2 protein-coding genes and 1 pseudogene are annotated in these 12,255 nt (G+C 72.5%); 2 read left to right on the top strand and 1 reads right to left on the bottom strand.

Annotated elements, in window-relative coordinates; genetic code table 11:
- Window positions 1-76: 76 nt before the first annotated feature.
- Window positions 77-1,060: an SDR family oxidoreductase gene (locus tag ACFXG1_RS32140; protein WP_384719835.1), complete on the bottom strand. Its 984-nt coding sequence runs from the start codon at window positions 1,058-1,060 to the stop codon at window positions 77-79.
- 540 nt (window positions 1,061-1,600) lie between these two features.
- Between ACFXG1_RS32140 and ACFXG1_RS32135 the strand changes: the two genes are divergently transcribed.
- Window positions 1,601-8,101, top strand: coding sequence for an SDR family NAD(P)-dependent oxidoreductase (locus ACFXG1_RS32135; protein ID WP_384745723.1), 6,501 nt, complete (start codon window positions 1,601-1,603; stop codon window positions 8,099-8,101).
- Window positions 8,098-12,255: pseudogene (locus ACFXG1_RS32130) on the top strand (type I polyketide synthase); the annotation flags it as partial. The gene ACFXG1_RS32135 and the pseudogene ACFXG1_RS32130, both read left to right, overlap by 4 nt.

Below are 12,255 nucleotides of genomic sequence, written 5' to 3'. Positions count from 1 at the left end.
CATCATGTGTGCGGCACCCCGGGCATTCGTCATCGGACGTACGTCGCGTCCCCGGTCGCGATCGCCGGGTGGTCGCTCAGTCCACCGCCGGGGAACGGGTGGCCGTGCCGGCTTCCTTCCGCTGCGCTGCCCGTACCCGTCCGTCCATATAGCGGCGGAGCACGGGGGCCAGGACGCCGCCCCAGCGGGCGAGTGCCCGGCTGAACCCGTCCAGGCAGATCACCGGCTGCCCCCGGTCCAGGCGGCGCAGGATTCCACGGGCGGCCACCCGCGGCTGGAGCGGCTTCACGATTCCGGCGATGGCGGCCGTCTCCGCCGGCTTCCACTGGCTCTCCTCCGCCAGTTGCGGAGTGTCCACGTCCGGCGGGAACACACAGGCCACCCGGACGCCGTGCGGGGCCAGTTCACCACGCAGCGCCTCGGTCAGCCCCCGCACCGCGAACTTGGCGGCCCCGTAGGCGGTATATCCGTAGACCCCGATCAGGCCCGCCGCGGAGGCGATGGTGACCACCGTCCCACGCCCCCGGCTCACCATGCGCGGCGCCACGGCGCGCACCGCCCACAGGGTGCCGAAGTAGTCGACATCCATCATCGTGCGGAACACGTCGTCGGGCAGTTCGAGGAACTTGCCCGGTCTGGCCTGACCGGCTGAGGTCACCAGTACGGCACAGGGGCCGGCCTCCGCCTCCAGTGCGTCGATCGCGGCCGACAGGCCCGCCGAGTCGGTCACGTCCACGCTCCGGGTGTGCACCGTGGCTCCCGCCGCCCGTAGCGCCTCGGCGGCCGAGGCCAGCCGGGCCTCTCCGCGTGCCAGCAGCGAGACCACCGCGCCCCGGGCCGCGAACTCCTCGGCCAGTGCCAGGCCGATCCCGCTGGAACCACCGGTGACGATCACATGCTCGCCCGGTCGCAGCCAGTCCTTGCTCCGGGCCATGCCCGCCCCCTCTTCGCGCGGTTCGCCGCGCAGTTCTTCCTTGCCGGCCTGGCAAGTTACCCAGACGCCGGGTGCCACGGCCAGGGCACACCAGGCCTTCGACGGAAGCAGTCCACTTGCTGCCACGCCATGTCGCGTTTCCGGTGAAGCGGCGGCTCCGGGAACGCCGTCGGGGTCCCGGCGGCAGGCTGCTGACACGGATGACCTGGGATTGAACCAACGGAGATGACCCACCGTCAGCGCTTTCGAGGGTCGTCGCATGGCAGCTTGGTGCACGCTTTTCCGGGAACCCGTGACGCGGTGAACAGGAATGCTGATGCTGCGTGACGGCCCGATCGAATCCGTGGCAGGTTGCTGGCTCGGGGGCCTGTTGGTCGCTGGCGGGTGCCGGTCGTGCGGCACGCTGTCCATCAGCACGGCTTGAGCAGCACTGCTCGCCGGGCGAGTTCTCGCAGCAGGGGCGCGGAGACACCGCACCGCTGCCACGTCGACGGTTCACAACGGGGATGAGTAATGGCTGAAACAGTTCTGTTCGCAGATGGCCGGCGCGTTCCGGATTAATCCGGAAGATCCACAGCCGAGCGTTTCTTGACCGAGGGGCGATGCGGCCCTGTAGCCGTGCTGTTCGGCGACGGCGATCGGATGGCCCAAAGCGGAAAACGTGGAATGAATGCAGTCGAGAACCGGGGCGCCTTGCCGCGTCCGGGACGGGGAGGCGTAACTGTGGCCACCGACAAGCACGATCTCATCGGAGCGCTCCGGAAGTCGGTCAAGGAGACCGAGCGGCTGCGGAGGCAGAACCAGGCGCTCGTCGACAGGGCGAGCGAGCCGCTGGCGATCGTGGGCATGAGCTGCCGCTTCCCCGGGGGTGTGACATCACCGGAAGAGCTGTGGGATCTGGTGGCCGCCGGCCGTGACGCGATCTCGGAGTTCCCCGACGACCGCGGCTGGGACCTGGACCGGCTGTACCACCCCGACCCGGATCACCCCGGCACCGCCTACACACGCGAGGGCGGCTTCGTCTCCCGGATAGCCGACTTCGACGCCGAGTTCTTCGGCATCACCCCACGTGAGGCCCTGTCCATGGACCCGCAGCAGCGGGTCCTGCTGGAGGGCGCCTGGGAGGCGTTCGAGGACGCCGGCATCGACCCGACGTCGCTGCGCGGCAGCGACACCGGTGTCTTCGTCGGCACGATGCACTCGGACTACCAGTACATCGCCGGGACCAGCGACCGGCACGAGGAGATCGAGGGCTACCTCATGATCTCCTCGGCGGCCAGTGTCGCGTCCGGTCGTATCTCCTACACCTTCGGGTTCGAGGGCCCCGCCGTCACCGTGGACACCGCGTGCTCGGCCTCCCTGGTCGCGATCGCCCAGGCGTGCGCGTCCCTCCGGTCCAGGGAGTGCTCCCTCGCCGTCACCGGTGGCATCACGGTGCTCTCCCGGCCGAATATCTTCACCGAGTTCAGCCGGCAGCGCGCGATCTCGGCGGATGGCCGGTGCAAGGCCTACAGCGCCGCCGCGGACGGGGTCGGCTGGGGCGAGGGCTCGGGCCTGCTGCTGCTGGAGCGGCTGTCGGACGCGCGCCGCAACGGCCACCGGATCCTGGGCCTGGTGCGGGGTGCCGCGGTGAACCAGGACGGTGCCAGCAACGGGCTCACGGCGCCGAATGGTCCTTCGCAGGAGCGGGTGATCCGCGCGGCCCTGGCCAACGCGGGCCTGCGGCCGTCCGACGTGGACGCGGTGGAGGGCCACGGCACCGGTACGACGCTGGGTGACCCGATCGAGGCCGAGGCGCTACTGGCCACGTACGGCCGCGAGCGCGAAGGCGAGCCGCTCTGGCTCGGCTCCGTCAAGTCCAACATCGGACACACCCAGGCCGCCGCCGGGGTGGCCGGTGTGATCAAGATGGTGATGGCCATGCAGAACGGCGTGGTGCCTCCCACGCTGCACGCGACCGAGCCGTCCCCGCACGTGGACTGGGCGTCGGGCGCCATCCGGCTGCCGAACGAGGCGAGCGAGTGGCCGGACTCCGAACGCCCGCGCCGTGCCGGCGTGTCGTCGTTCGGTATCAGCGGCACCAACGCGCATGTGATTTTGGAGGAGGCGCCGGTCGGGGATGAGGTGTCGACCGACACCGGGGTGGTAGCGCCGCTGTCGGTGGTTCCGGTGCCGGTTTCGGCCCGGAGTGAGGCGGCGTTGCGGGAGCAGGCCGATCGTCTGCGGGCCCTGCTGATCGCCCGTCCCGACATGTCCGTCACCGACACCGGTTTCTCGGCGGCGACGACGCGGGCGCATCTGGAGCACCGTGCGGTGGTCGTGGCCACTGACCGCGGCAGCCTGCTTTCCGGGCTGAGCGCCCTGTCGACCGGTGAACCGGTCGACCATGTCGTCACGGGCCGCCCGGTCGCCGGCAAGACGGTCTTCGTCTTCCCCGGGCAGGGTTCGCAGTGGGACGGGATGGCGGTCGAGCTGCTCGACACCTCGCCCGTCTTCGCCAGTCGTATGGCGGAGTGTGCCCAGGCGCTGGAGCCCTTTGTGGACTGGTCTCTCGACGATGTCCTCAGGGGTGTGGAGGGTGCTCCGACTCTGGAGCGTGTGGATGTCGTCCAGCCGGCGCTGTGGGCGGTCATGGTCTCGCTGGCCGCGTTGTGGCGGTCTTACGGTGTGGAGCCCTCGGCGGTCGTTGGCCACTCGCAGGGCGAGATCGCCGCTGCGTGTGTGGCGGGTGGGCTGTCCCTTGAGGACGGCGCGCGGATTGTGGCGCTTCGTAGTCGTCTGGTTCGTGACCGTCTGGCCGGGCACGGCGGGATGATGTCCGTCGCCCTGCCGGCCGACGAGGTCGAGAACCTCCTGACCCCGTATGAGGGGCGGGTGTCGATCGCGGCGGTCAACGGACCCGCGTCGGTCGTGGTGGCGGGTGATCCGGGTGATCTGGACGCCCTGTCCGCGATATGCGACACCGAAGGCATACGGGCCCGGCGTATCGCCGTGGACTACGCGTCCCACACGGCGCATGTCGAAGCCATCGAGTCCGAGCTGCTGGACCTCCTGGCCCCTGTCAAACCCTCCACGGGCCGGATCCGTTTCTACTCCACGGCGCGTAACGAGTACACGGACACCGCGGCTCTCGATGCCGCCTACTGGTACCACAACCTGCGGACCCGGGTCGGATTCCAGCCCGCCGTCCGAGCCCTTGCGGACAACGGCGCGACCACGTTCCTGGAGATGTCCCCGCACCCCGTCCTTACCATGGCGATCGAGGGCACTACCGACGGGCAGGCCACGGCGATCGGGTCCCTGCGCCGCCATGAAGGCAACATCAAGCGGTTCACGACCTCCCTCGCCGAGGCACACAACGCCGGTGTCGCCGTCGACTGGGACACGCTCTTTACCGATGCCGGTGCGCAGTCCGTTCCCCTCCCCACCTACGCCTTCCAGCCCCAGCGCTTCTGGGTGACTCCCGGCAAGCGCGCGGGCGATGCGTCCGCGGCCGGCCAAGTACCCATGAACCACCCGGTGCTGGCTGCCGCCGTGCCGGTCGGGGACCGCGACGAATGGGTCTTCACCGGCCGGATCTCGCAGGACACCCAGCCCTGGACCCGGGACCACGAAGTACTCGGCACCGTCATCGTGCCGGGGACGGCGCTGATCGACATGGCCCTGACCGCCGGACGTGAACTCGGCTGCGCCGCACTGGACGACCTCGTCCTCGAGGCCCCGCTCGTCGTGACCGAGACCGACGACATCCGGGTCCAGCTCACCATCGGCCCTGCCGACGCCGACGGCCGCCGCGAACTGGCGATCTACAGCCGCGCCAAGGAGGGCGGGAACGGCGACAACGGTGCGGACGAGACCGGGGCCCCGGAGCCGGTCTGCCACGGCCGCGGCTGGCTGGTCACCGATGCGGAGCCCGCCGAGCGGTTCCCGGCGCAGTGGCCGCCCGCGGGTGCGGAGTCCGTGGCCGTGGGCACTCTCTACGAACGGCTGGCGGACATCGGTCTCGACTACGGCCCCCTGTTCCAGGGCGTCCGTGCGGCCTGGCGCCGCGGCGACGAGGTCTACACCGAGATCGCGCTGCCCGACTCCACCCCGGCCGGCGGGTTCGGTGTCCACCCGGCGCTGTTCGACGCCGCGCTGCACGGCGCGCTGCTGTCCAAGACGGCCGGGTCCCCGGTGGATCTGCCGTTCTCCTGGTCGGGCGTGCGTCTGGGACGCTCCGCCGCCACCGAGGCCCGGGTACGCATCCGGCCCGCCGCCGGTTCCGCCCTGAAGATCGAGGTCACGGACGACACCGGGGCGCTGATCGCCGCGGTGGACGCCCTGGGTCTTCGCCCGCTCGACCCCGCACAGCTCGACGGCGTACGGGACGCGAAGAACGCGCTGTTCCAGGTGGACTGGCCCGAGGTCACCGTTCCGCGGCCGGAGCCCATGCGCGTGGTGCGGCTCGGTGTCGACCACGCGGACATGGGCGCGCTGGGGCACGCCCTGTCCGAGGGCGAGCCGCGGCCGGACCTGGTCGTCGCCCGGGTCGACGCGGAGCGGGACGTCCGCGACGGCGTACTGGCTCTGGTGCAGTGGTGGCTGGCGGAGGAGCGGCTGGAGGAGTCCCGGCTGGTCGTCGTGACCCGGGGCGGCATCGCCGTGGGCGACGAGTCGCCCGACACCGCGCAGGCCGCGGTGTGGGGCATGGTGCGCAGCGCGCAGTCGGAGCACCCCGGCCGGTTCGTCCTGGTGGACCTGGAGGCAGGCGCCGAGGGCGATGCCCCCGAGTGGGATGCGCTCGCGGGCCTGGACGAGCCGCAGCTGGCGGTGCGCGCGGGCCGGGTACTCGTGCCCCGGCTCAGCCGGGTCGCCGGCGGTACGCCCGACGGGGCGTGGCGGCTGGGCACCAAGCGGAAGGGCTCGCTGGAGGACCTGACCGTTCTGCCCTCCGACGGCGGACGCGCGCTGGGCGTCGGCGAGGTGCGGATCGCGGTGCGGGCCGCGGGCGTGAACTTCCGCGACGTCCTGATCGCGCTCGGCATGTACCCGGGTGACGCCCCGCTGGGCAGCGAGGCCGCGGGAGTCGTACTCGAAGTGGGTTCCGGGGTGACGGACCTGGAGCCGGGCGACGAGGTCCTCGGCCTGGTGACCGACGCGTTCGGCCCGGTGGCCGTCGCCGACCGCCGTACCGTCGTACGCAAACCCGAGTGCCTCGGCTTCTCCGAGGCCGCGGCGGTGCCGGTGGTGTACCTGACCGCCTACTACGGGCTGCTCGACCTCGCCGGGCTCCGCGCGGGGCAGCGGCTGCTGGTGCACGCCGCCGCCGGCGGTGTCGGCATGGCGGCCGTCCAACTGGCCCGGCACTTCGGCGCGGAGGTCTTCGCCACCGCGAGCCCGGCCAAGTGGGACGCGGTGCGCGCCCTGGGCGTCGCCGGTGAGCGGATCGCGTCCTCGCGCGACCTGGGCTTCCGGCAGACGTTCACGGACGCGACCGACGGCCGTGGGATGGACGTGGTGCTGAACGCGCTCGCCGGCGAGTTCGTCGACGCCTCCCTGGAGTTGCTGCCGCGAGGCGGCCGGTTCATCGAGATGGGCAAGACCGACATCCGCGACCCGGAGGTCGTGGCGGGCACGCACCCGGGTGTCGGGTACCGGTCCTACGACCTCGTCGAGGCGGGCCCGGAGCGGATCCAGGAGATGCTGGCCGAGATCGTCGCGCTGTTCGAGCGCGGGGTTCTCCAGCCGTCCCCGATCCGTACCTGGGATGTGCGTCGTGGTCGGGAGGCGTTCCGCTTCCTGCGCGAGGGCCGCAACATCGGCAAGGTCGTCCTCACCGTTCCGGCGCCTTTGGACCAGGACGGCACCGTCCTGATCACGGGCGGTACCGGCGGTCTGGGCGCACTGGTGGCGCGGCATCTGGCAGAGCGGCACGGCATGCGCCGGCTGCTGCTGGTCAGCCGTCGGGGCGCCGCGGCCGACGGGGTGGCCGAGCTGGTCGCCGACTTGGAGGCGCGTGGCGCCGCCGTACAGGTCGCGGCCTGCGATGTCGCCGACCGTACGCAGGTGGCCGGTCTGCTCGCTGCGCTGGAGCGACCGCTGACCGCGGTCGTCCACTGTGCGGGTGTGCTCGACGACGGTGTGATCGAGTCCCTGACGCCCGAGCAGTTCGACCGGGTCGCGCGGCCCAAGTTCACCGCGGCGTGGAATCTGCACGAGCTGACCGCGGGGATGGACCTGTCGGCGTTCGTCATGTTCTCCTCGGCGGCGGCGCAGCTGGGCAACCCCGGGCAGGCGAACTACGCGGCGGCCAACGCCGCCGTCGACGCCCTCGCCCATGTCCGCCGGTCCGCCGGGCTGCCCGCCACCTCCCTCGCCTGGGGCCTGTGGGCCGACTCCACCGGTATGACCGGGGAGCTGGGCGAGGCCGACATCGCCCGGATGCAGCGGACCGGCATCGGTGCCCTCCCCGCCGAACTCGGCCTGGAGCTGTTCGACGCGAGCCTCGGCTCGGAGTCGACTCTTCTGGTGCCCCTGCAACTGGACCTGGCGGCGCTGCGCGTCCAGGCCAGGGACGGGATGCTGCCCACCCTTCTGCGCGGTCTGGTCCGCGCGCCCGCCCGGCGGGCGAAGTCGGCGAGCGGATCGCTGTCGCAGCGGCTCGTGGGGGTCTCCGAGTCGGACCGTGAGCAGATCGTCCTGGAGCTGGTGCAGGCGCAGGTCGCGGCCGTCCGCGGCGACTCGTCCGGCGCGGAGGTCGAGCCCGAGCGGGCCTTCAAGGAGCTGGGGTTCGACTCGCTGGCCGCGGTGGAGCTGCGCAACCGGCTCAGCCGGACCACCGGCCTGCGGCTGCCCGCCACCCTCGTCTTCGACCACCCCACCCCCCTGGAGGTCTCGCGGCTGCTCCTCAAGGAGGTCGGCGGTGTCGCGGCCGACGACCAGCGCCCGCCGTTCGACGACGAGCTGCGCGGGCTGGAGGAGCTGCTGATCAGGGTGGCCGGAGACGAACGCGGGCTGGCCGAGATCGAGCCCCGGCTGCGCTATCTGAGCAACCGGCTGCGGTCCGTGCTCAGCGGCGTCGGCGGCGGGGTGTCCGACCTGGACGTGGAATCCGACGGCGACCTGGACCCGGTCTCCGACGACGAGATGTTTGATCTGATCGACAAGGAGCTCGGGTCGGCATGAGCACGCACACAGACGAGCAGAAGCTCCGCAGCTACCTCAAGAAGGTCACCACGGAGCTGCGTACCGCCAACCGCCGGGTGCGGGAGCTGGAGGACCGCGACAGCGAGCCGCTGGCGATCGTCGGCATGAGCTGCCGCTACCCCGGCGCGTCCTCGCCGGACGAGCTGTGGGAGCTGGTGGCCTCCGGGCGGGACGCCATGACCGCCTTCCCGACCGATCGCGGCTGGGATTTGGAGCGGCTGCACGGCGCCGACCCGGAGCAGCCGGGCACGGTGTCCGCCCGCGCCGGCGGGTTCGTCGACGGGGTCGGCGACTTCGACGCGGAGTTCTTCGGGATCAGCCCGCGCGAGGCGCTGGCCATCGACCCGATGCAGCGGCTGGCGCTGGAGGGCGCCTGGGAGGCGTTCGAGGGCGCGGGTATCGACCCGACGTCGCTGCGCGGCAGCGACACCGGCGTCTTCTGCGGGGCGGTCACCTCGGACTACGGCGGTTCGGGGGTGCCGGAGCTGGAGGGCTTCCGCCTCAGCGGCACCCAGAGCAGTGTGATCTCCGGCCGGATCGCCTACACCCTGGGCCTCGAAGGCCCCGCGGTCACCGTCGACACCGCCTGCTCCTCCTCACTCGTGGCGATCCATCTGGCGGCGCAGGCGCTGCGGTCCAAGGAGTGCTCGCTGGCTCTGGTGGGCGGCGTGACCGTGATCGCCGGCCCGTTCCTGTTCACCGAGTTCAGCCGGCAGCGGGGCCTGGCCCCCGACGGCCGGTGCAAGGCGTACGCGGCGTCCGCCGACGGCACCGGCTTCGCGGACGGCATCGGTCTCCTCGTCCTCGAACGGTTGTCGGAGGCGCGCCGCAAGGGGCACCGGGTGCTCGCGGTCGTCCGGGGCAGCGCGACCAACCAGGACGGTGCGAGCAACGGACTGACCGCGCCGAACGGCCCCTCGCAGGAGCGGGTGATCCGCGCGGCCCTGGCCAACGCGGGCCTGAGCCCGGCCGAGGTCGACGCGGTGGAGGGCCACGGCACGGGCACGACGCTGGGCGACCCGATCGAGGCGCGGGCGCTGCTCGCGACCTACGGAAGCGAGCGGATCGACGATCCGCTCTTCCTCGGGTCGATCAAGTCGAACATCGGTCATACGTCGGCCGCGGCCGGGGTCGCCGGTGTGATCAAGATGGTGCAGGCCATGCGGCACGGCGAACTGCCGCCGACCCTGCATGTGGACGAGCCCTCCCCCCATGTCGACTGGGCCTCGGGTCAGGTCGAGCTGCTGACCGAGAAGCGCGCATGGGCCGCACGGGCGGGGCGGTTGCGCCGGGCCGGCGTCTCGTCGTTCGGCATCAGCGGCACCAACGCGCACGTGATCCTGGAAGAGGCGCCCGCCGCGGACGGCGCGGACGCCGAGCCCGTCGAGGAGACCCGGTCTCCGGCCGCCGTCCCGGTGCTGGTGTCCGCCCGCGGCGGGGCCGCGCTGCGGGCGCAGGCGGAGCGGCTGCGGTCGTATCTGGCCGGCCACCCGGAGCTGTCCCCCGCGGACGTCGGCTACTCCACGGCGACGACCCGGGCGCTGCTGGACGAGCGTGCCGTGGTCGTGGCTCAGGACCGGGACACGCTGCTGTCCTCGCTGGCGGCCCTCGCCGCCGGCGAGGACGGGCAGCGGGCCCCCGGAGGCAAGACCGCGTTCCTGTTCACGGGCCAGGGCTCGCAGCGCGCGGGCATGGGCCTCGAACTCGCCCGGGAGTACCCGCGGTTCTCGGCGGCGCTGGACGAGGTGTGTGCGGAGCTGGACCCGCTGCTGGGCCGCTCGGTCCGGGAGCTGCTGGCCGCGCGGGACGGCAGCCTGGACTCGACGGAGTTCACCCAGGCCGCCTTGTTCGCGGTCGAGGTGGCGCTGTTCCGGCTGGTCGAATCCCTCGGCCTGCGCCCCGACTACCTGATCGGCCACTCGGTGGGCGAACTGGCGGCGGCCCATGTCTCCGGGGTGCTGTCACTGCGCGACGCGTGCGTTCTGGTGGTGGCGCGCGGCCGGTTGATGGGCGCGCTCCCGGCCGGTGGCGCGATGGTGGCCGTACAGGCCGACGAGGCCGAGGTGGCCGCGGGCCTCACCGACTTCACGGGACGGTTGGAGATCGCCGCCGTCAACGGGCCGCGCGCTGTGGTGGTGTCCGGTGACGCCGACGCCGTCGAGGAGTGGCTGCCGCGGTGGGAGGGGCGCAAGACGTCCCGGCTACGGGTGTCGCACGCCTTCCACTCACCTCGTATGGAACCCATGCTGGCCGAGTTCGAGACGGTGGCCCGGGGTCTGCGGTTCGCGGAGCCCACCATCCCGATCGTCTCCAACGTGACCGGCCGGCCGGTGTCGACCGAGCTGACCGACGCCGGCTACTGGGTGCGGCATGTGCGGCAGGCCGTACGGTTCGCCGACGGTGTGGCCACGCTGTGGGAGCTGGGCGTCCGCCGCTTCCTGGAGCTGGGTCCCGACGCGGTGCTGACCGCGATGGCCCGCCAGTGCCTCGACGAGCGGCTGACGGAGGGCGTGGAGGCGGCCCTGCTGCCCGCGCTGCGCGCCAAGCAGCCGGAGACCACGGTCTTCGCCGGCTTCCTCGGCCGGGCGCACACCGCGGGCGCGACGGTGGACTGGTCGACGTTCTACCGGGACAGCGGCGCCCGGATGGTGCCGCTGCCGACGTACCCGTTCCAGCGCGAGCGCTACTGGCTGGCTCCCAACACCGGCAGCGCGGACCCCGGCGCCGCCGGACTGGGCGCGGTCGGGCACCCGATCCTGGCCGGGGCCGCGCAGGTCGGCGACCGCGACGAGTGGCTGTTCACCGGCCGGCTGTCCACCGACACCCAGCCGTGGGCCGCCGAGCACCTGCTCCTGGGCACGATCGTCGTGCCCGGCACCGGGCTGGTCGAGCTGGCGCTCGCCGCCGGACGGCGCGCCGGGACCCCCGTACTGGACGAACTCGTCCTGGAGGCGCCCCTGATCCTGGAGGACGGGCTCACCGTCCAGGTCCAGGTCACCATCGGGGAAGCGGCCGAGGACGGCCACCGCGAGGTCGCGATCTACACCCGCCCGGAGTCCGGCGGGGAGACCGTCTGCCATGCGCGCGGGGCGCTCGCCCCGGACCGTACCCCGGACGGGGACTGGGCCGCCCAGTGGCCGCCGGCGGACGCCGAACCCGTCGACGTCGACGAGCTGTACGGCAAGCTGGCTCAGATCGGCTACGACTACGGCCCCGTCTTCCAGGGCGTACGGTCGGCCTGGCGGGACGGTGACACGTCGTACGCCGAGGTCGAACTGCCCGAGAGCGGCGCGGCCGCCGGATTCTCCATCCACCCCGCACTGTTCGACGCCGCGTTGCAGAGCGGCGTCACCCTGGTGACCGACGGCGAACGCGGCGCGCACCGGATGCCGTTCAGCTGGACCGGTGTCCGGCTCGACCGCCCCGGTGCCACGCGGCTGCGTGTCCGCTCCATCGCGACCGGGGACAGCACCATCCGACTGGACGCGGTGGACGAGACGGGCGCCGCGGTCGTGTCGATCGATTCCCTCACCGTACGAGCGGTCGAGCAGACCCGCATCGACGGTGCCCGACGCGGTTCCCGCAACCAGCTGTACGCGGTGGACTGGGTGCCCGTCGCCCCCGACGGGACCGCCACGGCGCGCGTCACCGTCCTCGGGGAGGACGGCCCCGCCGACCTGGCGGCCCTGGAGAGCGCGCTGGCCGAAGGGGCCGAGGCGCCCGATGCCGTCGTGGTGCCCGTCGAGACTCCGGCGGGGGACCCGGGCGAGGCGGCACGCGAACTCCTGTCGTACGTCCTGACCCTGCTGCGCCGCTGGCTGCCCGAGCCCCGACTGGCCCGGACCCGGCTGGTCGTGGCGACGCGGGGTGCGGTCGCGGCCGCCGGGGACGAGACGCCGGACCTCGCGCAGGCGTCGGTGTGGGGGCTGCTGCGCAGCGCCCAGTCGGAGCACCCGGGACGGTTCGTCCTGGCCGATCTCGAACTGGCCGATCCCGACCGCGAGGGCGAGCAGCCCGACTGGAACGCCGTACTCGGTACCGATGAGCCGCAGGTGGCGGTTCGTGGTGGTCGTGTGTTGGCGCCGCGGTTGGTGCGTGCCGGGGTGGCTGGTGTGTCGGGTGTGGAGTTGGCG

Origin of the sequence: Streptomyces sp. NPDC059248, from assembly GCF_042753905.1 — a bacterium.
GTDB lineage: Bacteria > Actinomycetota > Actinomycetes > Streptomycetales > Streptomycetaceae > Streptomyces.
This window is presented reverse-complemented; position numbering and strand designations above follow the sequence as displayed.

Excerpts from the sequence above, each read along its gene's own strand:
- ACFXG1_RS32135 (WP_384745723.1), top strand. The coding sequence starts at position 1,601 with ATGAATGCAGTCGAGAACCGGGGCGCCTTGCCGCGTCCGGGACGGGGA.